The following is a 22,932-nucleotide window of genomic DNA, read 5'->3' on the forward strand; positions in this document are numbered from 1 at the left end:
TTAGTCTTTAATAATAGTTACAATTCCGTTGTATGTTTGCTGACCGTTCATCAGATCGAGCATATAGATGAAGGAGTTTGTTGTGAGTTCGGTATCGTTGACTTTGCCGTCCCATTGCGCATCAGAATCATTGTATGCAACGCCTGTTCCCTCAAATTCAAACACCAGTTGACCCCAGCGGTTGAATATCTGAATCCGGATGTTTTCAAAGTTTTCAATTCCTTCGATCTGCCATGTGTCATTGACTCCATCTGCATTTGGTGAAAATGCATCCGGAATATTCAGACAAACATCGTTAATGAAACTGACTGAATATGTCTTCGTTTCTTCACACCCATGTGTGTCGGTTACAGTCACTGCATATTCACCTGATGCAAGATTATCTGCCGTCGCTGCAAATATGCCACTGCTCCAGCTATAGGTGTAAGGTGCCGTACCGCCGTTTACTATAAGCCCGATGCTGCCATCGGTCGATTCAGGGCAATAGGCATCGGCTATTGTTTCAGAAACTAATATTGAATCAGGTTGTGTAAGAAGTACAGTAGTAACTGTATCACATCCATGTGCGTCGGTTAGTGTGACTGAATAAACGCCTGCGTTGAGACTGCTGATGGATGCTGTGGTTTCGCTGCTGCTCCATAAATATGAATAGGGCTGAGTGCCTCCGCTTGCCGCAACACTGGCGAATCCTGTAAAATCATTAAAACATGTGAGGTCTGTGAAAGATGTAATAAAAGAAATTTTCTGTGGTTCAACGATCGTAATAGATGCGATATCGGTGCAACCAGAAATGTCTGTGACCGTTACAACGTATGTGCCTGCGCCCAGCCCTGCCAGATCTGGAGCTGTTTCCAGCGGGTCGTGACTCCAATCGTAGCTGATTGCACCAGTTCCACCGGTTATCGAAAGATCAATACTGCCGCTGCCATCGCCGAAGCAATCAGGATTAACGGCAACATATGATAGTGAAGGACCTGCAACAAAAGAAGTATTGCCAACTGTAATGGAGCATCCATTGTCATCGGCAATCGCGAGTGAATATGAATCACCGCTACCGAGGCCAGATACAGATACGCTGCCTCCGCTGACAATAAGCGTTGTATCGGAAAGAGTACCTGCACCGGAAAGACTGATCTGATATTCGGTTCCGGCAATCAGTTCCGGCGAGCCGCCGCTGATGGTAATTGTGGAGGTCCCATTACTGCAGTCTTCATCGTAGGCAGCTGTCAATTGATTGAGATAGGTAAATTTCATAGGCGTCCCCAAATCGAAACAATCATCGCTGTCAGTATCCCATCCACGGGAATCATCCAAGCCGCCATTAGCGATATTCAGCTGGTCATCGAGGGTGAAAGGAACAATCCAGAAATACGGATTTGAGGTGCCAATAGCTGTAAACACAGGTGATGCTGGCCCGGATGAATTCAAATCACTGATGTCTTCGTGGTAATCAATCAGGCCTGAAAACCCTGCATCGAGCGCCGGATCAATACTTACAGGAGCAGCGGTGTAAAATCCATATCCCAGACCGGTTGGATCAATGCCTGCTGCGGGGGGCAAAGTGAAATTGTTGTCGGAAACAATATCCAGATCATCACCGAAACATAGAACGTATTCATTGGAAGCATTGGTAACATCGACGCTGTTGATAAAGACTTTTACTGTGCCGGCATTGGCGCCGCAGGCTGCTGTCGTTGCGCTGCAGGTAATGTTGTCCGAAGTGTAGCAGGAGCCGCCGGTGGGTGTTACCGTCATGTTTACATTGTCGCCAGGGCTGAGCGTGTTTACTGTATAACTTGTTCCGGTTGTCGCATCATTGTTGGCCGATCCGCCGTTAATGGTGTAAGAAATATTGTATCCCGTGGCACCCGCTGCGACCGTCCATGTAAACTGAACGCTGTTGGTCGTGGATGTACCGCAACTCAGATTAATGGGTGCTGAGGAAGTAACATTAATGGTAACCGTATCGGTAACAGCACCGCAGAAACTACTGGTTGAAGTCCATACAAAAACATTGTTTCCTGTGCTGAGTCCGCTAACGTAAGTATCAGGGGCTGTATTGTCAAGGAAATTTCCTGATCCGGAAAAAACAGTCCATAGGCCAGCGGTCATGGGTGAGTTGGCGGCGAGTGTTGTGAATGTATCGCAAACCGCCTGGTTTGGTCCGGCATCCACGATATTGACGCCTGTGTTAACCGCAATGGTGTAGTCGCAGTTATCACCGGCGTAACCGTCAATCATCATGTAATACACTTCGCCGGGAGTAAGCGAAGAAGCAGTGAGTGAGAAAGTTCCCGTTTGACCTGCATCGGTAAGCGCACAGGGCGATTTAAGCGCAAATAAGTGTGTTGTTGGGTTGTACGAAAATACTCCAGCTTGAATTCCAGACATGCAGGAACCGCCCGAAACAGTGAAATCGAAAATGGCGGAAGTGGCCATGGCTTCAAATTTTAGCCAGGAGTTATTTTCAATGGTTGCGCCGAAAATGCCGTCGTCAGGGGTTGGACAAACGCCACCGCCGATAAGGTTGAATGGGGTGTCTTCGCCATAATACGCGGCCGTTGTTCCACAATAATTGGCAATATTACAGACGGGGGTAGCTTGTCCGAAAATATCGGCTGCCGGTGGATTGCTGGCGCAGGTGGGCGGGGCTCCGCATGAAATCACTGCCGACCAGCCTGCATCGGTACCTGCAGAATTTGATTTCCAGACAACAGTTACACAGGTGCTGACCGTGTTTATTTTTAACTGCGAACTGTACCCGGTCTGGGTGTTGTCGTCGAGGTAGGTGAGTATTGCAATGGGAGTTCCTGTGGCTGCTGTTCCGTCATAAAAGAAGAGCGTGTCGTCAGGGACATCTATGTCGAATGAACCGGATGTTGAAAAATCAAACATCAGCGGTTGCCCCGATGAAGAACAAAATGTGACGGTGTAGTTTTCGTTGTTGCCGTAACTACCGGCTCCGCCTCCATCGGTAAAAGTGCCGGAACAGGTGTTTACGGTTTGTCCGTTGTATGTGGCCATGTTATAAGTCTGACCTGACAAACCGCCTGCAAAAACACAAATGAAAATGGCCGGAAGAAATCCCCTTAAAAAGTAAAATCGATTCATTGGAAAAATAATTTGACGCTAAGATATAACGCTCAAAGCGCGAATTTTTTTCACGGGGACAAGGGGCATGTTTTTGTGGTCATCTGCACGCTTAGTGGGCAAACGGTAAAGGATAAACAAGCACTGAATGAACGATTTAACTGCGTTTTCTGATTTGATCGATCATCGACCGGGGGAAGGTACGTGAAACCGGAATTTCGAAATCAAGTCCGTTTAAATGGAGCCGGAATCCCTGCGCATTGCCCGATACATGGTGAATATTCGATATGTTGATTATGTATGATTTATGACAGCGCACCATCTCATCATTGCCAGCCAGTTGTTCCTCGGCCATTTTCATTGTGGACCGGAACAGTTCCTTTTTAACCATGGAATTCACGAAATAATACAGCGCTACATAATTGTCAGCAGCCTCAATGCAAAGAATATCCTTCAGTGGTATGCTGACTGCCGCATCCTTCCCTTCAAAACGAAATGCAATGATTTTTTCGCTGGCTGCCGGATGGATTTCCTGGATCTGCTTTGTATAATCGGCTGCCCGGGTCAGATGTTTTTTCATCAGGATCCGTTCTGCAACAAAAATTCCAATAAAAAGAAACGGAACAGAATAAATGATGACATCGCGGAAACTATGCAAAAACACTTGCCAGCTGAGCGGAAGATAAAACAGGGATATAATGAACGCGATCACCAACAGCCCGCCAAAGGCCGCCAGGCTTATCTGAACAATGCTTCTGGTGTCGGAAGCCACCCGTCGCAGGTTGAACACAGAAAGAACAATGATCATAATGATGGTAATGAGCAGGAAAATCCGGCTTCTACGTTCAGCATCCGCCATTCTTGATTCTATGTCATTCAGGTTTTTCAAATACTGGATTTCCTCCTGCTTTTTTTCAACCTGAAAACGGGTTTCGAGTTCGGCAACTTTCCCCTTTATCTCAATACCCGCGATGGTATCTTTCATATTCACATGAAGAAGCAGGAACCGATAAGCTTCATCATTTTGCCCCATGGCATGATAAGCAGCTGACATGTCTTTGTACATCATCATCTGCTCATTTTTCATTCTGGCACTGGTTGCATAATAAATACCGGAGTCAAGCGACAGAACAGCGTTTTTGAAATCCTTCCGGGCCAGGTGGAGTTTGCCAAATTCATGAAAAACGAGCGATAACCCTGAGTGGTCATTCATTTCACGTGCAACCCGCAGCGCTCGTTCCAGATTGTGAAGGGCACTGTCGAATCTTCCAAGCCGGGTTTCCACTCCGGCAATGCCATAGAGGGCAAACAGAATCCCTTCGTTGTTTTTAATCTGTTCTTCAATAAGCAGAGAGTTGTAATAAAATGTCAGCGCCCGGTCAAGACTGTCAACCGATTCATGCAGCGCGCCAATGTTATAAAGACGTATTGAAATCTGGGGATTGTTGTCGAGTTCTTCTTCAAGATTGAGCGACAGGTTGTAATAATGAAGCGCTTTTTCGAAATTATTCTGCGCCTGATAAATATTGCCGATGTTGTTCAGACAACTTGAAATCTTCACGTTGTTTTTTTCTGCTTCAGCAATACGGAGTGCCTGAAAATAGGCGTCAGCAGATTTATCAAAAGCGCCGATTTTTTTATAAACCATTCCGCTGAGCAGCAGCGCGTTCATTTGTCCTTCAGCATATCCGTTTTTCAGGCTTGATTCAAGGGCCATCTGTGAAAGATCCAAAGATTTGGCGGGATCGGAATTCAGAATATGAAAAGCACTGTCATTCAGAATATCAATCCGGGATATTATTTCATTTTCAGGCTTGGCATCCGGCTTTTCCTGTGCCGGTGCGACCTGAACTGTAAACAGCAGGAGTGCTGTCAGAATCGTTATGAAAGATTTGGGCTGAAGCATTTGTATGTAAATCAGGCTGGCAGCAATTCTTTCACCAATCGCGACACTAAACTATTATCAGCTTTTCCAGCCAATTGTTTTGTAGCCATTCCCATAACCTTACCCATGTCCCTGATGCTGCTGGCGCCGGTTTGAACAATAACTTCCTGAATGATTTTTTTCACTTCTTCTTCGCTCATTTGCGCCGGAAGATAGGTTTCAATCACATTGGCCTGATTGACTTCAACCTCATACAGATCCATACGATTCTGAGTTTTGTAAATCTCAGCCGATTCCCTGCGTTGTTTCACAAGCTTCTGCAGAATTTTCAGTTCGTCATCTTCTGTGATTTCTTTTCCGCCTTCGGCTGTATTGGCCACAAGTAATGCAGCTTTGACACCACGTAATGCTTCAAGTTTTTCCATTTCGCGCGCCTTCATGGCGGCCATAATGTCGGTGCTTATTTTTTCGAGTAAACTCATGATTGTTTTGTTTTTTACAAAAATACGAAAATCCGGATTCATGTGATGCTCCTATTCTGATAACGCCCCGGCCGACGTATTAAATTCCAAATAATGCAATGGGAATCGCAGTTTATTCGCGCATTATATCACTTTCGCAATGTGCTCCCTTCGTCAGGCTCAGGGCAGCGCATGAGCTCTCACCGCCGGTGCTCGGTTCACAAAGTCTCACAAAGTTCAGCACCAAGTCGCACAAAGTAATATATGAGCAAAAGCCGTTTGAAAAACACAAAGTAGTTGTGCTCATCAATTGCAGCAAATTGAACTATGCAAGCTCGCTTGCAGATTAATTTTGCTGCAATTGATTACGGCTTTTGCCTCGTTAAATCTACTCTGTGTTACTCCGTGTGTACTCTGTTAAACTCTTTGTCACAAGAAAATGTTTTCACTCACTCTGGTGTCATTGCAATTTCACCATGTTTGCGCAATTTATTTCTGTAATAAAACAAAATGAAAGCGGTAGTGATCGTGGCTATAAGATCTGAGGCTGGCAAAGCTATCCACACGCCGTCGAGATCAAAAAATCCGGGAAGTATTAAAAGCAACGGAATTAAAAATATCACCTGACGCGAAAGACTGAGAAAAATGGCAATTTTTGCTTTTCCGATGTACTGAAAAAAACTTGAAACCACCACCTGAAAACCAACAACAAAGAAAACAATCATGGTTATTCGCATGCCGTGAACAGTAGTGGCAATCATGGTTTCATCGGTGGTAAATGCCCGGGCTATCTGTTCGGGGAAAATCATGCTTGCCAGAAATCCAAAGATGCTGATTCCCGTTGCCCACAGAATGGTCAGTTTCAAAACATCTGTAACGCGGTTATACTGTTTGGCGCCGTAGTTAAACCCAACAATCGGTTGCATTCCCTGAGTGAGGCCAAGGACTATCATCACTGCCAGCATGCCGATGCTGCCTATAATTCCGTAAGCGCCAATGGCATAATCCCCACCGAATCCGGTCAGCTGCAGATTGGTAATGAGTGAAACCGCACTTGCTGCAACATGTATCATAAATGGCGATAAGCCAATGGCAAAAATATCCGATACAATTCTTTTCTTTAATCTGAAACCCGACGGTCTGAAGTGTATAAATGGCTTGCGGCTGATGAAATGCGCCAGCACCCATACCAAACCGATAAACTGTGATACCATTGTTGCAATCGCAGCTCCGCGGATGCCCCAATTGAAAACAAAAATAAACAATGGCGCCAGAATAATATTCACGGCAATGGTAAGTAAAATTGAGACCATGGCTTTTTTCGGATATCCCGATGAACGCATAATATTATTCAGTCCGAAAAACATATGCGATATAACTACAGCGGATAAAATAATCTGCATGAAGTCGCGCGCAAAAGGCAATGTATTATCGCTGGCGCCGAACAAACGCAGAATATCCTCCAGAAATATCATCGACAAAACAGAAAAGGATAGGCCGATAATGATATTCAGCACCAACGCATTTCCCAGAATGCGGATGGCATCGGCTCTGCGTTTTTGTCCCATGCGGATGGAAACAAGGGCCGAAGCGCCGGCACCTACCAGCGTTCCAAAAGCGATTGCCAGATTCATTACCGGAAAAGTAAGCGCCAGACCCGAAATAGCCATTGCTCCAACACCCTGCCCAATAAAAATACGGTCGATGATATTATACAACGAACTGGCGGTTGTTGCAATAATGGCCGGCAGCGCATAGTTGAGCAACAACTTGCCGATTTTTCCTTTTCCAAGTTCTTCGAGTTTCGGATCCATCCGGGCTGGATAATTTTTTGTAGCGGGCAAAGATAAGGATAAGTGGTCAGTTGTGAGTGGTCAGTTGTGAGTTTTGTAAGGCGCAACTCTAAATGCATGGGGCCTGGAGCGCGGTGAAATGTGCAATGTTTTGCGGTATTGAATTTTTTTCGGGGGAAGTTTGTATTCTTGCTTTAATGTCATTTTGTTATTAAAGAATCCTTATATGATTGTATAAATTAAAATTGCATCATAAAAAATTGAATAATAAATACAAAAAATTAAAAATATTTGACAAAATAAATTTTATTTCATATTCTTGCAGCTTCAATTATATTACAATTATGAAATTCAATTTGCCAAAGAGTGTGGAAAATGCCCACCTGCCCGATGTGCCCTCCGAAACCGAAGTGACCGAAAATGGTTTATCTTTGGGTGAAAGCTACGGCACCCTGCTCCGCAAAATTGAAGAACTTACCCTCTATATGCTTGAATTGAAGAAGGAAAATGAGGAGTTGAGGCAGATGATTGAAAATACTTCAAATTGATAACAACCATTGACAGTTAACCGTTAACCAATAACCATTAACTGTTCACCAAATCCCAACCCCAATGAAAATAAAAGCAATAAGAAAGACTTTAGTGTTTTCTGCTCGCAGAGCTTTATCTGCATTCTTGCTCTTATTTATTGGAGTTATTGTTGTGACTTCCTGTCAGATTGAGAAGCGGCAATATATGAAAGGTTTTTTCTTAGGTCAGCGGGCGACAGGTAAGGTTGTTCAATGCGATAGCAGTCAGTTTGCCGATACTTTTATTGACAATGTAGATACAATGAAGGATGCCGATGTTTGCGCAACTCAACCGGAACTCGTTTCAGCACCGGATCAAACAAATGATTCTGTTCAGAAAGAACACTTTTCAATGGAAAAGGCGCTTACACAGAGCATATCAAATGTTGACTCAGGATTTCCGTCTGTATTCAAACGTTTCTTGATCAGAAAAACTTCATTACTGACAGCTATTCCGGCCACTTGTGATACAAAAAAACTGCATCCATTGGCTATTCTTGGATTAGGGTTTCTTGGGCTGTCAATTGTTTTATTCTTACTTTACAGTAATTTTTTATGGACAATTTCTAACATACTTGGGTTTTTAAGCATATTGTTTTACATATTAAGCATAGTTTCGCTTTTTATCGCTCGCAGAAAAACCTTGCAAAACAAGGATAACTGGTCTGGGATTGTTATGATAAAGACAGTCTTGACTATTGAGTTGGTTTTGCTTTGTGTTTTTCTAATTGCATTTGTGGCTGTTTGGTTTCTTGTGATTACAATATAGGATAATTAAATTCGAAATCATGAAAACGATCTTCATTTGTCTTTTAAATATTATCATTTCATATCAGCTGTTTTGCCAAGTGTCATTTAATGACTCGCAGACGAAATATTGGTATTATCGTGACAGATTAAATTACTTTGTCATGCCAGGAATTGAACCTGGGCAATCTGTAATCATGACCTGCCGGAATTCGTATAAGGACTATGCTAATAATTATCCGATTTTCAAGGGCATTGAGACTGCAAATACGCATAAATTGCAGGGTTATTATATTGGTATGCTCGCTACGGAGTATAAATTACTGAAAGACAACGGTCAAAATGCTGATGCTACCGCTACCCTACAGGAACTGAATCTGGCACTGGATGCATTAATACGGATGGATAAATGCGAGGATGATATTCCAGTTGCTTTAGTGATTAATCCGCTTAAATTGAACAAACCCAACGTTGAACGCGCGTAAAAATTCACAACTAATGAAAACAAAATCAATCAGAAATATTTTTGTGCTTGCGCTTATTCTCACTACTGCTTTTGGTTGCAGTAAATTTGAGGATGGACCGAAAGTAAGTTTCAGGTCGGTGATGAAAAGAATTTATGGGACATACCGGATTGAATATATCTCAAAAAATGGAGAGGATCTGACAAATTACTGGAAGTCGTATTACGATCTTAGTTTCAAAATTTATTCTCCGTATTATGAACGACCTGACGATTCTCCATCCTTGGAAGTATCTGGTTTTATCGAATGCAATGATTCGTTAATAAGCTATGCTACAGGATATCAGACATTTATTCAAATCGATAAGGATGTATATATTCCAATGAAAAATCACATGATTGATACTTCATGGTATCCCGGGCGACACTTTTATCCGTTATTGATGACGCCAGAAGAAGGAAGCGTTAATTTTAAAATAACAAGACTCACGGACAATGAAATGTGGCTTTTTCTAGATGATGACCGCGATGTATATGAAATTAAGTTTAAAGAATAGAATATGAAAAATATTGCTATTTTTTTTATGGTTGTTGGAAGCACACTAAGTGTGTATTCGCAGGTGTTTAATGATAATGCTGTTAAGTACTGGTTTTACAGAGACAGGTTGAAATACTTTGTTTATCCGGGAACTGATGAAGGGAATTCTGTTCTGATGACATCGAGAAATTCTAATGGGCAAGATGATGATATTGCTCAATATAATGGAGCGGAATGGGGGCAGACGCGAAAAATCAATGGGTATTATATTGGGCTTCTGGCAACGGAATATAAATTATTGAAAGATAATGGTCAAATTGCTGATGCAAATGTAACGCTTTATGAACTGAATCTGGCTCTTGATGCACTTATAAGGATGGATAATTGTGAAGACATTGAACCGTGGAATTATCCTTTTGAATTGTATAATGGTTTTTTCATCCGGAATGATGTTCCTCCAATACTAAGCAGTTCGATGACTGACTATTTTAATCAGGGTTTGATATCTGGGGATTATTCGGACTACGTTGATGAATATGTGAACAGAAGAAGAGGCTATCCGTTTGCAATTGAATCAAATGTAATTCTATGCTCTAGAAAATATGAGTCTGAAAATAATTATTTTTACCTTAACCATGATAGTCAGACAGATGGATTTGAAAACTTAGTTTCAGAATATGCAAACAAAGAGGAGTCATATTGGAATTATTGGAAATCGGACAAATTCATCAGCAATGATGAAATAGTTGGCACATTCATGGGGCTTGCTTTGGTAGCAAAATGCGTGGACAATCCCAACATTAAGTATAAGGCAATAGAAATTGCTCAAAAGATTCTAACATTTGCCACAGGAGAAGTCTACCCATTTCAGATGAGTTACCCTGATATGGATTATATCCTATGGCCAAATGGAGGTAATTCTTTAGGGATTTACTATGCCCTTGGAAAAAGTGTAGATAAAATGTTTGGTCTTCCAACAGCAACAAATGCTCTTGGTTTTACTGCATATTCTTCAGCTTTGGCAGCCAATGTTGGATCAAATATCGGAAACAATTTTGACCGCGACATGTATATTAAATTGGTATCAATTTCGGGCGCAACCGGAATGAATTTTAACGCCAGTGCTAGTGCTATCATTACTATTTTAAGTCGCAATAATCAGTGGAATGTGATGTATCTGCTTCTGTATGGTTATCTTTTTGACAAAGACATGACCAAAGAGAAATATGGGTATCCGTTTTCGAAATTATTAGAACACTTGTCAACAGCTCCTTGCGGGGGGCCTCATAAGTATAAATGGCCAGATGAGGTTCATTATCTTTCAAATGGATGGGCAGTTGAGTATAAATATGACGCAGATCTGAATTCACAGAATCTAGGCAGTGATAGAACTGGAGTTTTTCCCGGTGTTGACTACATGCTCCTCTACAATCTCGCCTGTCTGGCTTTCCCACATGGATTTGATTATGAAGGGCAGCATTATAGTTTTCCTTCCTACGTTAATCAAAACAACAGAAATATTTCTGCGTATTATCCGATGTATTATCCTTTTGGTGGTGGAATAGAATACGGATCTACGGCCAATCCGGAAGAGATAAAAGCAATAAGCACCATTGAGACGGATATGGTTGTTTCAAATGAAGCATTGTTTCCTTTAAATGGGCATTATATTCCCGGATACAATGGCGATGTCTCCCTCAAGGCAGGAGAAAGCATAAAACTCACAGACGGCTTCCGCGTAGATGCGGGCGCGCATTTTCTGGCGCGGATAGAGAGCTACAGCTGCGGCTGGGTTTCATATAAAAACATGGCGGCGCCTCCCTGGAGTGAGAATTACAGAGGTTGTTACTACGACACATTGATCAGTGTACCCATGGAAAAGCGCGCACCCATTGTGTATTCCGAAGATAGCTATGAGGAAGAGGATTTTGATATGCCGCTGTGGGAAGATTTTTACATGTACGATACAACGGCTGCGACAGAGCTTGCGGTGGGTGTGTGGCTCAATCCAAACCCATGCGGCAACAGCGCCACTCTCACGGTTGTTTCGGAAAATGAACAGCAGCTCACCATTGAACTGTACGACATGACTGGCGTTAAACGCGAAACCGTTTTCAGCGATATCGCCGACCTCAATCTTGTCCTTGATCTCAATCTCAGCTCTTACGCTTCGGGCACCTACATGCTGCGAATCACCGGCAGCGGAGGAGTGAAGGTTTTGAGGTTTGTGAAGGAATAGCATGAGGTCCCGCCTTTGTCGGGATAAACTCCGGGCATGCGGCACAATGCGCAACGCTCACTCCTTATTCCTAACGACTTTTGACTATTGCCTCACCACTCAGTAAACATTGACCGATCCGCCGCTCACATTCAGATTGACAAACGATGTTGCATTTTCAACAACATTGCCTGTGCGGTACTGCTGCGTTTTTTCATCAATGGTTTCAGTTTTCAGATTCAGCCGTGCCGGCAGAATGGCCCGTGTTTTTTTCTGATCGCAATTGAACTGCGAAACAATACCTGGAGGCAGAGCAATACTCACATCGCTGCTTCCGGCAATCAGGTTGATGCTGTGAAATCCGCTGTCAACGGCCGAAAGCGTGAGGTTGCCATAAAAGGTTTTCATGTTGCAGTCTTTCAGCAGCTGGTTGATGGTGAAATTGCTGAAACTGCCTGAGCCGCTGATTTGTGTTGCGTTACCGATAAACCATTTGTCGCGGCGCGAATCCACCGTTATTGTTCCGGCTTTCTGAATGGTGAATTGCGAACCGCGTGAATCGAACCAGGCCGAAGACACGCTTTCAATCTGCATTTCATTCATGTCCGCCTTTATAGTTGCATCGGTCAGTGCAAGAATCTGTGATTTTCCGCCGTTGAATGTGAGTGTTGTTTTACCGCTCAGAATGCCGGCTGTGAAGTTTCCTCCCGTAAGATCGATATTCAGAATTCCGGAATGATCCTGCATGATAATGTTTCCGTAGGTGTTGTTGATTTTTAAAGAAACGCCAACAGGAACTGCTACAACATAATCAATCCTTACCATTTTTTTACTATTGAAAACAGCGCCGGCAATCATTTTCCAGTCGGTTTTGAAATCATTGCGACTGCCATTGAATTCTGTTGCAGCATAAATGTAATATCCTGAAGACCCCATTCTCAGATTGATTTGAGCAAGCTGGTCTTCTGCTTCAATGATATCTTTATCAGTAACTTCTACTATCACATCAAATACAACCGAATCGTTTTGTGATGGAATAATTGTTACGTTTCCATATTTATTATCGATTGTAATTTGAGAATTTGCAGCAGCAGAATAACTGCCGTGATAAGTTTTATTTGCGACAAAATATTGTGCATAGGCCGCTCCTGAAGCCAGTATCCACAATGCAATAAAAAACAGTTTTGCTTTCATACACTCATTCATTTATCTGTGCATATTCCTCGTTCACCTGTTCAAGCATCATGTCGAGAATGTCAATACTCTGTCTGTAATTCTGAACAAGTTGTTCCATTACCATCCCTACGTTCATGCCATTTCCGAGTTCACGTCGTGTTTGTGCGTTGAGGGTGTCAATCATGGCAAGCTCTTCCTGTACCTGGCTCATAACGTTTTCATCTTCCAGCGAAACTGATTGCAGTTTGGCCTTGCGTTTTGCAATTTCAGAATCATAGTATCGGGTAATTTCGGCGTAAATATTATCGTCCGGCGTATTTACAACGCTATTGTTCGACGCAATGGCCGATGGATTAACCAGGACAGGAACAAATACGGTATCGGTTTGCGGTTTTCTTTGAAGTTCCGGTTTTAATTTATCGAGCGACAGAATTTTTTCAGCATCCAATGTCCGGGGCTTCAATACAAGGGTTGCGACGATCCAGACGATCAAACACGCAGCCGCAATCGATGCCGCGTAAGTGAGCGGTCGCATTCTGACCACACGCGCAGGAGCAGGGACACTGCTTTCGATGCGGTCCCACAGCGCAGGCGAGGGATCTTCGTCATCGAACCGCGGCCGGTTTTGCGAAATGAATTTTTCAAGATTATCTTTCATTGTGTAAGGGGGATTGCGTAAGTATTTCTTTCAGTTTCTGTTTCGCTCTCATATACTGAGTCTTCGAGGTCGATTCCGATATCTTCAAAATTTGTCCAATCTCTTCATGATCATAGCCCTCGAATAAGTAGAGCGTAAGCACCGTGCGGCTTCCCGAAGGCAGCAATTGAACGGCTTCTTTAATGCGTTTCACTTCCCGGGCCATTTCTTCTTCGTTGAAATCCGGCTCCTGATCGGGCTGATCGAAGCGCTCCATGTCGTCGAGAAATTCAAACCCGGCACTTTTCGAATTCAGATAGTCGTAACATTTAAACACCACTATTCTTTTGAGCCAGGCTCCGAAAGTGCTTTCATTCCTGAATTTATTCAGTGTGCTGAATGCATCGGTGAATGCTTCCTGAAGAATGTCTTCTGCTATGTGGGCCAGTCCTGTCATACGTAATGCAACATTGTACATGCTTTTTGAATACAAGCGGTACACTTCGCGAAAAGCATTCCGCTCTCCACGCCGGCACTGTTCAATGAGTTCTCTGTGCTGATCGGTAAATTCCACGCTGTTATTCAAAATTCTGTACTAAAGTAGAACGAGATTCCAAAAGGTTGCAAAAAGCTTGGAAAGTTATAAAAAATTTTCCCGATTTTGGTGATTTATAAATCTTACGAGTCTGTCTAAAAATGATGTTGGAAGCAAAAACAACATTCCACCGTCCGAAAGCGACGTAGGCGCTGAAGGACATGGAACCGTTGTTTTTGTTGTTGTTACGACGGTTCCATGTTCCGGCCTGTTTAGAAAACCCTCGAAGAGTTCCGAACTCTTCGAGGGTTAAGTGTGGCCGGAACGGTGGAATGTCGTAACAGTGAACTGTTTTTGACAGTCTCTTAATCTTTTGCGGTGATATTCAAAGTATTGTGATAGACTGCATTTAACATTTGCACATCTCCGTTTTTTCCCTTAGGTTTGCAAAATAATCCCGGGAAGAATGTTAACATTTTTTAAGCAGGAAAGCGAAGGGCTCATTTTTGTAGTGCAGAGCCGCAGTAAGTTGGGGGACAAAGATGTGGAAAAATTCAGGTGGCTGTTTGGTAGCTGCTCTGAAATAACTACGGAAGGAATTAAAGGTAAATTTATTGGACCACGCCGCGAAATGGTAACTCCATGGAGCACCAATGCCGTTGAAATTACAGTCAACATGGGACTGGCAGGCATTGAGCGCATCGAGATGTTCCGTCCCAAATCCGGCAAGATGGACCCCATGCTGGAAATGGAATACAGTGGTCTGACTCCGGAAATGTTCAATCAGGAGCGTCAGCCGGAACCGATAAAATTTATTGACCACATCGAAGAGTATAATGAACAGCAAGGTCTGGCCTTGAATTTCGAAGAAGTCCGGTTTTTAAAATACATTAGTAAGAAAATTGGCCGGAAGCTCACTGACAGCGAAATTTTTGGGTTCTCTCAAGTGAATTCCGAGCATTGCCGTCACAAAATTTTCAACGGACAGTTTATTATTGACGGCAGAGAAATGGAAATGTCGCTGTTTCAATGGATAAAGTTGACCACCAAGGAGCATCCGAACGATGTGATTTCGGCATACAAAGACAATGTGGCATTTATCGACGGGCCGGAAATTGAACTTTTTTGCCCGCAGCACGATGATGTTCCTTCCGAATTTACAACGCGCAAAGTAGAATCTGTTATTTCGCTTAAAGCAGAAACACATAACTTTCCAACCACCGTAGAACCATTCTTTGGCGCCTCGACCGGAAGCGGTGGTGAAATCCGCGATCGTATGGCAGGGGGAAAAGGCTGTATGCCACTGGTTGGCACCGCAGTCTATATGACTTCGAAGCCTCAACTCGAGGAGACCGTTGCCGATGCTGATGGAAAAATTCCGGAGCGTCGCAAATTTTTATATCAGACACCTGAAGAAATTTTAATAAAGGCATCCAATGGCGCTTCCGATTTCGGAAACAAATTTGGCCAGCCGCTGATTGTTGGTAGTCTTTTTACTTTCGAACATTACGAAGGCAAGACACTTACCGCTTTTGACAAGGTTATTATGATGGCTGGCGGGGTTGGTTACGGAGTAAAATCACAGGCCATCAAAGGAAAACCGGCACCAGGAAATCTCATCGTTTTGATGGGTGGCGATAACTACCGCATTGGCATGGGTGGTGGTGCTGTGTCATCGGTCGAAACCGGAAAATACACGAATTCGATTGAACTAAACGCTGTTCAGCGGGCCAATCCCGAGATGCAGAAACGTGTTTACAACGTTGTGCGTGCTTTGGCTGAATCGAGCGACAATCCAATTGTCTCCATTCATGATCATGGTGCTGGTGGACATCTCAATTGTTTAAGCGAACTTGTCGAAGATACCGGCGGCACAATTTTTCTCGATAAACTTCCAAAAGGTGACCCGACCCTGTCAGATCTTGAAATTATCGGCAACGAGTCGCAGGAACGCATGGGAATGGTTGTGCGTGAAAAATCGCTTCCGCTGATCGAAAAAATCGCTGCACGTGAGCGCGCACCATTGTATGTTGTCGGCGAGGTGAAAGGCAATCACAAACTCACTTTTGAAGGCGAAGACGGTCGCAAGCCTTTCAATCTGAAACTCCAATATTTACTTGGCTGCACACCAAAGACGGTGATCGAAGATCGACATATTGAACAGGAATATAATGAGCCAACTTATGAGTTGCGCGATTTCAATATTTTTCTGAATAATGTATTAAGCACTGAAGCCGTAGCTTGCAAGGATTGGCTGACCAACAAAGTTGATCGCTCCGTAACCGGCAAAGTCGCACTGCAGCAGTGTTGTGGCGAAGTTCAATTGCCACTCAACAATCTTGGAATTGCAGCTTTGGACTACAGTAGCAAATTTGGGATTGCATCTTCTATTGGTCACGCACCAGTGGCTGGGTTGATCGATGCCGGTGCAGGTGCCCGGCTGAGTGTTGCCGAATCTCTTACCAATATTGTCTGGACACCGTTAAAAAATGGGTTGCATGGCGTTTCGCTCAGTGCAAATTGGATGTGGCCTTGTAAAAATCCGGGCGAAGATGCACGGCTTTATGATGCCGTCAGTGCATTGAGCAACTTCTGTATCGCCCTTGGAATCAATGTTCCGACAGGAAAAGATTCTTTGTCAATGACGCAGAAATACCCAGATGGTTCCATGGTAAAATCTCCCGGAACCGTTATTGTGTCGGCAACTGCGCAGAGTACTGATTTCACAAAAACGGTGAAACCGGTGTTGACAACAGAGATTGATTCAACATTAATTTATATCGATTTCACCAAAGGCCCGTTTGCTCTGGGTGGCAGTATCTTTTATCAGACAATGAATGCGGTTGGGCAGAACGCTCCTGATGTGCCCGATCCCGAATATTTTTCAAATACTTTCAATGCAATTCAGACATTGATTTTGAAAAATAAAATTCTTTCAGGCCACGATATCAGCGCCGGAGGAATGATTACTTCATTGCTCGAAATGTGCTTTGCAAACCCGCATGTGGGGCTCGATATCAACATTAGCACCATTAAAGAAACTGATATTTCAGCCATTCTGTTTTCTGAAAAACCGGGTGTATTGATTCAGGTAAAAGACACAAAATTTGTTGTCGATTTTCTTTACAGTAAAAATGTTTCATTCTTCCCGATTGGCCGTGTGATCAGCGAGCGAGTACTAAAAATCATCAAGAATGTTCAGTACGAATATTTCGATATTGACAAATTGCGTGATGTTTGGTTTAGGAAATCATACCTGTTTGATCGTTTACAAACAAAGCCAGGTATGGCTGAGAACCGATTTAAAAACTATCATAAGCAGCCGCTGAAATATGAGTTTCCTCCATTCTTCAATGGCAGTTTGCCTGAAGTGAAGAAAAGAAATGTAAAGGCCGCCATAATTCGTGAGAAAGGCGTGAATGGTGATCGCGAGATGGCTTACAGCCTGTATATGGCTGGCATGAGCGTGCGCGACGTGCATATGACCGATTTGATTGAAGGACGCGAAGATCTGCATGATATAAGCATGCTGGTTTTTGTTGGTGGATTCAGCAATTCCGATGTACTTGGATCTGCCAAAGGCTGGGCTGCTGGATTTTTATATAATCCTAAAGCGAAAAAAGCGCTTGACGATTTTTATGCAAGACCCGATACATTGAGCCTGGGCATTTGCAATGGCTGTCAGCTAATGGTTGAACTCGGTATTTTTAATGAGAAGAAAAAAAATACTATAAAACCTGAAATGCATTGGAATAATTCTCACAAGTTCGAATCCGGATTTGTTGGGGTGCACGTTCTCCCAAATGAGAGTGTGATGCTTAAAGCTTTTTCTGATTCGAATCTGGGCGTCTGGATTGCGCATGGAGAAGGCCGTTTCAGCCTTTCAGGAAACGAGAGCGATTACATCATCCCAATGAAGTATTTGTATGAGGAATATCCTGCCAATCCGAACGGATCCGACTTCAATGCTGCGGCCTTGTGTACATCAAATGGGCGCCACCTGGCCATGATGCCTCATATAGAACGGTCAGTCTTTCCGTGGCAGTGGGCATATTACAAACCAGGCGCAAACACCGATGTGGTTTCGCCCTGGGCGCACGCTTTTGTTGCTGCACACGACTGGATTGAGGCGAATAGCAAATGATGCTTGCAGCTGAAATTCTATATTGCCTTGCTATAGTTGCAGTAATGACGCTGCTGATTTTAAAGTGGAGGCCGTTTTTCTTGCCCGGAATTAAAAAGAGATGGGTGCTGGCTGCCTTCTATTTGAAGGTTATTGCCGGATTGGGTCTTACATTCATTTATACATCGTATTATTCCGGCAGAAATGATGCTGATATTTTTCGCTATTTCGATGACAGTAAAGTGATGTATGATGTGCTCAAGACATCGCCTTCTGATTATTTTACCATGCTGAGTGGCATCAACGACGACAATCAGCGTTTTTTTGATGACTACTACAGTAAAATGGACAACTGGTATCTCAAGTATCAGACTGTAATGTATAATGACACTCACACCATTATCCGAATTAATGCATTCATTCGGCTTTTTTCATTCGGCTTTTTTCAGGTTCACAATATCATTTTTATTATTCTGGGTTTCATTGGGCTGCTGGCGCTTTTCAAGACTTTTATCAAGTACTTCAGCACTAAAGCGCTTGCATTGTATGCAGCAGTTTTTCTTATCCCTTCCGTTGTATTCTGGAGTTCTGGCATACTGAAAGAAAGTATTCTGATTTTCGCCATGGGTATTTTTCTGTATTCATATCAACAACTGCTGTTTATTTCATTCAATGTATTCAGGGTTTTATTGTTGTTGTTTAGTTTGGTGCTGATGTATTTTACAAAGACCTATGTCCTGGCTGTAATGCTTCCGGTGGTGATAGCCAACACATGGATAGTCCTTACAAACAACAGGCATGCGTTTGCAAAACAATTAATTTCGCTTTTGGTATTTATTAATCTCGCGGTACTTGCAGGTAATATCAATGCCGACTTCAATGTATTTCAGCTGATCACCAATAAACTTCATGATTTTGTCAATCTTGCCCTTTATTCAAATGCCGGAAGCATGATTGATCCGATTCCGCTTGAACCGAATTTTCTGAGTTTTTTACAGTATTCCCCAAATGCTGTAATAAACACGCTTTTCAGACCTTTCCCTGCGGATATTAACACAATGATTATGGTCCCCGTGTTAATTGAGAACATTGTCATTGTCGTAACATTATTACTGGCGGTTATTTTCCATGAGAGAAAAGTGCAAAATGCGCGCATCCTGTTTTTCTGTCTTTTCTTTGTTATTGTATTATCAGTAATTACCGGACTCACTACACCTGTTCTTGGTGCTCTTGCGCGATATAGAATTCCTTTATTGCCGTTTCTTTTTATAATGTTGTTTCTGCTAATCGACTTTAATAAAATTGCATTATTGCTTAAAATTAAAAAAGTTGTTGAATGAATAAAATAATTCTCGTTTCCGGCGCCACCAGCGGTATTGGTGAGTCATGTGTGAAGAAATTTGCAGCCAGTGGCAACAGGGTAATCCTCTGTGGACGTCGCTCTGAGCGCCTCTCGCAGTTGAAAGACAGTCTGGTTTCACAGTACGGTGATAATTTTCTCACGCTGTCGTTTGATATAAGAGTTAAAGATGATGTTGTCAATGCCATTGATTCACTCCCTGTCGAATGGAAAGCAATCGATGTTCTGGTAAATAATGCAGGCCTTGCACGAGGATTAAGTTCGTTGCAGGAAGGCAACATTGATCACTGGGAACAGATGATTGATACAAACGTGAAAGGATTGCTTTATTTGACCCGTGCGGTTGTCGGACAGATGATTGAACGTAAAAGCGGTCATGTCATTAACCTCGGCTCCATTGCAGGGCGCCAGTCATACGCAAATGGAAATGTTTATTGTGCAACAAAAGCTGCGGTTGATTCGCTTACAAAAAGTATGCGCATCGATTTTCTTCCACACAACGTAAAAGTTTCGCAAGTGGCTCCGGGCGCAGTGGAAACTGAGTTCAGTCTGGTTCGCTTCGAGGGCGATCAGCAACGAGCCGCTGATGTTTACAAAGGGTTTACACCTTTAACGCCAGATGATGTTGCCGAAGCAGTTCATTATATTGCATCTTTACCACCCCATGTAAATGTGAACGATATTTTGCTTATGCCAGCCGCCCAGGCTTGTGCTGGTGTTATCCACAAGGAATAAGTCGGTGTGTTTCTCTGATTCTTGAGAAATTCTTCTGTTTGAAAAATTTTCTTTACATTTGAATTTATACGATGGACAACAGAGCTAAGATATTATCAGTGCTTCAGCAATACTGGGGATACAAAATGTTTCGCCCCATGCAGGAAGATATTATCCTCTCCGTCCTGGACGGAAAGGATACGCTTGCGTTGCTTCCTACCGGAGGAGGGAAGTCCATTACATTTCAAATTCCGGCATTGGCGCAGGATGGCTTGTGCATTGTTGTTTCACCGCTGATTGCATTAATGAAAGATCAGGTTGAAAACCTGAAAAAAAGAAACATTACTGCTTATGCCATTCACAGTGGGCTGAACCAGTATGAGATTGAAACGATTCTCAATAACTGCATTTACGGTGAGGCTAAGTTTTTATATGTTTCCCCCGAGCGGCTTGAAACCGAGATGTTTCTGCTGCGAATCCAAAAAATGCGAGTCCGGTTAATTGCTGTCGATGAAGCTCATTGCATTTCGCAATGGGGTTTTGATTTTCGCCCTCCTTATCGCAATATTTCAAAGATCCGCTCTTTGATTCCTGACGTACCTGTAATTGCACTCACAGCAACAGCAACTCCGGCAGTTGTCGATGACATTATGGAGCAGCTGGCTTTCAAGGCGAAAAATGTTTTTAAACAATCGTTCTATCGCAGCAATCTTGTTTATAATGCCATTCAGGAAGAGGATAAAACAGGGCGCTTGCTGCAGTTGCTTGATGAACACAAAGGCACAGCCATTGTGTATGTCCGTAACCGCCGAAAAACAAAGGAATATGCCGATTTCCTGGTGAGGAATAACATCAGCGCGCATTTTTATAATGCCGGATTGCTGCCAAACGAGCGTGATAAGCGTCAGAGCGAATGGCTGAACAACAAAGTAAGAGTGATGGTTTCCACCAATGCGTTTGGTATGGGTATCGACAAACCCGATGTGCGCCTGGTGGTGCATATGGATATTCCGGATTGTATCGAAGCATATTTTCAGGAAGCCGGCCGCGGTGGCCGTGATGGCAATATGTCGTGGGCATGGCTTCTGTGGAACAAAGCCGATATTATTGAAGCAGAGAAAAACGTGGAAGCATCGTTTCCGGATCCGGAATTCATTTCGCGTGCTTATAACGCTCTGGGCAATTATTTTCAGATTGTTACAGGCACAGGAAAATTGTCAACATGGAATTTTGAACTTGCCGATTTTTGCAACCGCTTTTCACTCCCTCCGGTCGAAACATTTAATGGCATACGCATTCTCGAAAAGGAAGGATATGTTTCACTCAGCGAAGCAATTCATACTCCGTCGAAAGTGAAAATGCTGGCTGACAAAAATGATGTTTATCGCTTTCAGGTCGAAAACCGCGAACTGAGCCCATTCGTTGATTTGCTGCTGCGCATGTACACGGGTCTGTTCACTGATTTTGTGCGGATTGATGAATTTTCAATCGCAAGGAAAATGAATGCCGACAAAATGATTGTGATAAAAGGACTTAAGCAACTGAATAAGTTAGGTCTAATCGTGTATGAAGCTGCCAGTGACAGTCCCCGAATTACATTTTTGAGCGACCGCATTGATCATAAGAATGTTATTTTTTCACAGGACCATTATTATAACCGAAAAGAGGAAGCAATCAAACGACTGGCATCGATGAAGACCTATTTGTCTGGTACAACGCGCTGCCGCAGCCAGCTGCTTCTTGATTATTTCGGCGAAACACAATCGCGCCGTTGTGCTATGTGCGATGTTTGCGAAAAACGCAGCGATACCGGGCTGTCTGAATATAAATTCAACGAAGTGCTCGATCGCGTTAAACCGGCGCTGAGAGAAGCTCCTATGCCCTACGATAAAGTGTTGGCTATGTTTGGTTCAATGGATAGCGAAAAAGCCACCAGCGCCATCCGGTGGATGATGGATAATGGCAAAATCGGAATGGACGACGACGGGAATTTGTACTGGAAATAAGTCAACCCCTGAAAGTTTTAAAAAATTGAGTAATTTAGTCCTTCAGATTTTTTGGAATTAAATTTGTAATACCCCGCAAAATTATTTGTATGAAAAAGCTTTTTGTTCTTTCAATTGTTTTATTGTCGGTGCTGGCCGCCAATGCTCAAGTGTCTTTGGATCCAGACACTAAAAAAATTACCTACAGAGAAGTTGTAACAATGGAAGGGATAAAAGACACCCTGTACAACAGAGCCATCACCTGGATAAACTCTTTTTATAAAAATCCTCAGTCTGTAACTACTTTACGCGATCCTGAAAATGGAGTAATCCTTTGTGCGCACAGATTTGCAATGAAGGAAACCGATGCTGACGGAAATGTCTTAACATCGAATATTATTGTTGAATACAAATTGAAAATTGAAGCCAAGGAAGGCCGTTATCGCTTCACCTTTGATGAATTCAGAAAGAAGGATTTATCAATGTTTCCGCTGGAACGCTGGCTCGATAAAGCCGATCCGCAATACACTCCCAAATGTGATGAATACCTGAATCAGGTCGACACTCAAATAAAGGAAATCATTGCCAGTATGAAAAAAGGCATGGAACCTAAAGTTTTGAGAAACGATGAGTGGTAG

At 43.0% G+C, this 22,932-nt stretch carries 18 protein-coding genes; 11 read left to right on the forward strand and 7 right to left on the reverse strand.

From position 1 onward, the window contains the following. The 3 genes from A2W93_05185 to A2W93_05195 all read right to left on the reverse strand — a co-directional run bounded on the left by A2W93_05185 (position 1) and on the right by A2W93_05195 (position 5,457). A complete protein-coding gene (locus tag A2W93_05185) occupies positions 1-3,111 on the reverse strand; it encodes a hypothetical protein (GenBank protein ID OFY56269.1) in 3,111 nt (1,036 codons plus the stop codon). Positions 3,112-3,247: 136 nt separating this feature from the next. After that, a complete protein-coding gene (locus A2W93_05190) occupies positions 3,248-4,996 on the reverse strand; it encodes a hypothetical protein (GenBank protein ID OFY56270.1) in 1,749 nt (582 codons plus the stop codon). Between the two features lie 11 nt (positions 4,997-5,007). After that, entirely contained in the window at positions 5,008-5,457 is a 450-nt protein-coding gene (locus A2W93_05195) for a glutamyl-tRNA amidotransferase (protein OFY56330.1), read from the reverse strand. A 98-nt stretch (positions 5,458-5,555) separates the two neighbouring features. On the opposite strand from A2W93_05195, the gene A2W93_05200 reads away from it, so the two are divergent. Then, complete coding sequence (locus A2W93_05200; GenBank protein ID OFY56271.1) at positions 5,556-5,786, forward strand: hypothetical protein; 231 nt, start codon at positions 5,556-5,558, stop codon at positions 5,784-5,786. A gap of 99 nt (positions 5,787-5,885) precedes the next feature. Here the strand turns inward: A2W93_05200 and A2W93_05205 are convergent, their stop codons facing one another. Continuing rightward, a complete protein-coding gene (locus tag A2W93_05205; protein OFY56272.1) occupies positions 5,886-7,250 on the reverse strand; it encodes an MATE family efflux transporter in 1,365 nt (454 codons plus the stop codon). A 209-nt stretch (positions 7,251-7,459) separates the two neighbouring features. On the opposite strand from A2W93_05205, the gene A2W93_05210 reads away from it, so the two are divergent. The 5 genes from A2W93_05210 to A2W93_05230 all read left to right on the forward strand — a co-directional run bounded on the left by A2W93_05210 (position 7,460) and on the right by A2W93_05230 (position 11,785). Continuing rightward, a complete protein-coding gene (locus A2W93_05210) occupies positions 7,460-7,777 on the forward strand; it encodes a hypothetical protein (protein OFY56273.1) in 318 nt (105 codons plus the stop codon). 127 nt (positions 7,778-7,904) lie between these two features. Next, positions 7,905-8,567 (forward strand): hypothetical protein, encoded by a 663-nt coding sequence (locus A2W93_05215; GenBank protein OFY56274.1) that lies wholly within the window; start codon positions 7,905-7,907, stop codon positions 8,565-8,567. Between the two features lie 142 nt (positions 8,568-8,709). After that, the gene (locus A2W93_05220; GenBank protein OFY56275.1) at positions 8,710-9,030 is read left to right on the forward strand and encodes a hypothetical protein; all 321 of its coding nucleotides are present in this window, start codon (positions 8,710-8,712) and stop codon (positions 9,028-9,030) included. A gap of 13 nt (positions 9,031-9,043) precedes the next feature. Then, the gene (locus A2W93_05225) at positions 9,044-9,565 is read left to right on the forward strand and encodes a hypothetical protein (protein OFY56276.1); all 522 of its coding nucleotides are present in this window, start codon (positions 9,044-9,046) and stop codon (positions 9,563-9,565) included. 3 nt (positions 9,566-9,568) lie between these two features. Then, positions 9,569-11,785, forward strand: a complete 2,217-nt coding sequence (locus tag A2W93_05230; GenBank protein OFY56277.1) for a hypothetical protein — start codon at positions 9,569-9,571, stop codon at positions 11,783-11,785. A gap of 99 nt (positions 11,786-11,884) precedes the next feature. Here the strand turns inward: A2W93_05230 and A2W93_05235 are convergent, their stop codons facing one another. Genes A2W93_05235 through A2W93_05245 form a run of 3 tightly spaced genes read right to left on the reverse strand, consistent with a single transcriptional unit; the run spans position 11,885 to position 14,151 of the window. Further along, positions 11,885-12,958 carry a hypothetical protein gene (locus A2W93_05235; protein OFY56278.1) on the reverse strand — a complete coding sequence of 358 codons (1,074 nt, stop codon included), beginning with the start codon at positions 12,956-12,958 and terminating at the stop codon, positions 11,885-11,887. 4 nt (positions 12,959-12,962) lie between these two features. Continuing rightward, positions 12,963-13,598, reverse strand: a complete 636-nt coding sequence (locus A2W93_05240; GenBank protein ID OFY56279.1) for a hypothetical protein — start codon at positions 13,596-13,598, stop codon at positions 12,963-12,965. Further along, a complete protein-coding gene (locus tag A2W93_05245) occupies positions 13,588-14,151 on the reverse strand; it encodes a hypothetical protein (protein ID OFY56331.1) in 564 nt (187 codons plus the stop codon). Before A2W93_05245 ends, A2W93_05240 begins: the two co-directional genes overlap by 11 nt. Positions 14,152-14,578: 427 nt before the next feature. Here A2W93_05245 and A2W93_05250 point away from each other — a divergent pair, with 427 nt between their 5' ends. The 5 genes from A2W93_05250 to A2W93_05270 all read left to right on the forward strand — a co-directional run bounded on the left by A2W93_05250 (position 14,579) and on the right by A2W93_05270 (position 22,932). Beyond that, on the forward strand, positions 14,579-18,256 hold the full coding sequence (locus A2W93_05250) for a phosphoribosylformylglycinamidine synthase (protein ID OFY56280.1): 3,678 nt from the start codon (positions 14,579-14,581) through the stop codon (positions 18,254-18,256). Then, positions 18,253-19,575: a hypothetical protein gene (locus tag A2W93_05255; GenBank protein OFY56281.1), complete on the forward strand. Its 1,323-nt coding sequence runs from the start codon at positions 18,253-18,255 to the stop codon at positions 19,573-19,575. The genes A2W93_05250 and A2W93_05255 overlap by 4 nt, the downstream gene beginning before the upstream one ends. Then, entirely contained in the window at positions 19,572-20,330 is a 759-nt protein-coding gene (locus tag A2W93_05260) for an NAD(P)-dependent oxidoreductase (protein OFY56282.1), read from the forward strand. Before A2W93_05255 ends, A2W93_05260 begins: the two co-directional genes overlap by 4 nt. A gap of 71 nt (positions 20,331-20,401) precedes the next feature. Beyond that, positions 20,402-22,315: a hypothetical protein gene (locus A2W93_05265; protein OFY56283.1), complete on the forward strand. Its 1,914-nt coding sequence runs from the start codon at positions 20,402-20,404 to the stop codon at positions 22,313-22,315. Positions 22,316-22,404: 89 nt separating this feature from the next. Further along, the gene (locus A2W93_05270) at positions 22,405-22,932 is read left to right on the forward strand and encodes a hypothetical protein (protein ID OFY56284.1); all 528 of its coding nucleotides are present in this window, start codon (positions 22,405-22,407) and stop codon (positions 22,930-22,932) included.

Source organism: Bacteroidetes bacterium GWF2_43_63, assembly GCA_001769275.1.
Lineage (GTDB): Bacteria > Bacteroidota > Bacteroidia > Bacteroidales > DTU049 > GWF2-43-63.

What these genes read in the sequence shown, in the direction of transcription:
- A2W93_05185 (OFY56269.1), bottom strand. Translation starts at nt 3,111, where the DNA reads ATGAATCGATTTTACTTTTTAAGGGGATTTCTTCCGGCCATTTTCATT.
- A2W93_05190 (OFY56270.1), bottom strand. Translation starts at nt 4,996, where the DNA reads ATGCTTCAGCCCAAATCTTTCATAACGATTCTGACAGCACTCCTGCTG.
- A2W93_05195 (OFY56330.1), bottom strand. Translation starts at nt 5,457, where the DNA reads ATGAGTTTACTCGAAAAAATAAGCACCGACATTATGGCCGCCATGAAG.
- A2W93_05200 (OFY56271.1), top strand. Translation starts at nt 5,556, where the DNA reads ATGGGAATCGCAGTTTATTCGCGCATTATATCACTTTCGCAATGTGCT.
- A2W93_05205 (OFY56272.1), bottom strand. Translation starts at nt 7,250, where the DNA reads ATGGATCCGAAACTCGAAGAACTTGGAAAAGGAAAAATCGGCAAGTTG.
- A2W93_05220 (OFY56275.1), top strand. Translation starts at nt 8,710, where the DNA reads ATGCCAGGAATTGAACCTGGGCAATCTGTAATCATGACCTGCCGGAAT.
- A2W93_05225 (OFY56276.1), top strand. Translation starts at nt 9,044, where the DNA reads ATGAAAACAAAATCAATCAGAAATATTTTTGTGCTTGCGCTTATTCTC.
- A2W93_05230 (OFY56277.1), top strand. Translation starts at nt 9,569, where the DNA reads ATGAAAAATATTGCTATTTTTTTTATGGTTGTTGGAAGCACACTAAGT.
- A2W93_05235 (OFY56278.1), bottom strand. Translation starts at nt 12,958, where the DNA reads ATGAAAGCAAAACTGTTTTTTATTGCATTGTGGATACTGGCTTCAGGA.
- A2W93_05240 (OFY56279.1), bottom strand. Translation starts at nt 13,598, where the DNA reads ATGAAAGATAATCTTGAAAAATTCATTTCGCAAAACCGGCCGCGGTTC.
- A2W93_05250 (OFY56280.1), top strand. Translation starts at nt 14,579, where the DNA reads ATGTTAACATTTTTTAAGCAGGAAAGCGAAGGGCTCATTTTTGTAGTG.
- A2W93_05255 (OFY56281.1), top strand. Translation starts at nt 18,253, where the DNA reads ATGATGCTTGCAGCTGAAATTCTATATTGCCTTGCTATAGTTGCAGTA.
- A2W93_05260 (OFY56282.1), top strand. Translation starts at nt 19,572, where the DNA reads ATGAATAAAATAATTCTCGTTTCCGGCGCCACCAGCGGTATTGGTGAG.
- A2W93_05265 (OFY56283.1), top strand. Translation starts at nt 20,402, where the DNA reads ATGGACAACAGAGCTAAGATATTATCAGTGCTTCAGCAATACTGGGGA.
- A2W93_05270 (OFY56284.1), top strand. Translation starts at nt 22,405, where the DNA reads ATGAAAAAGCTTTTTGTTCTTTCAATTGTTTTATTGTCGGTGCTGGCC.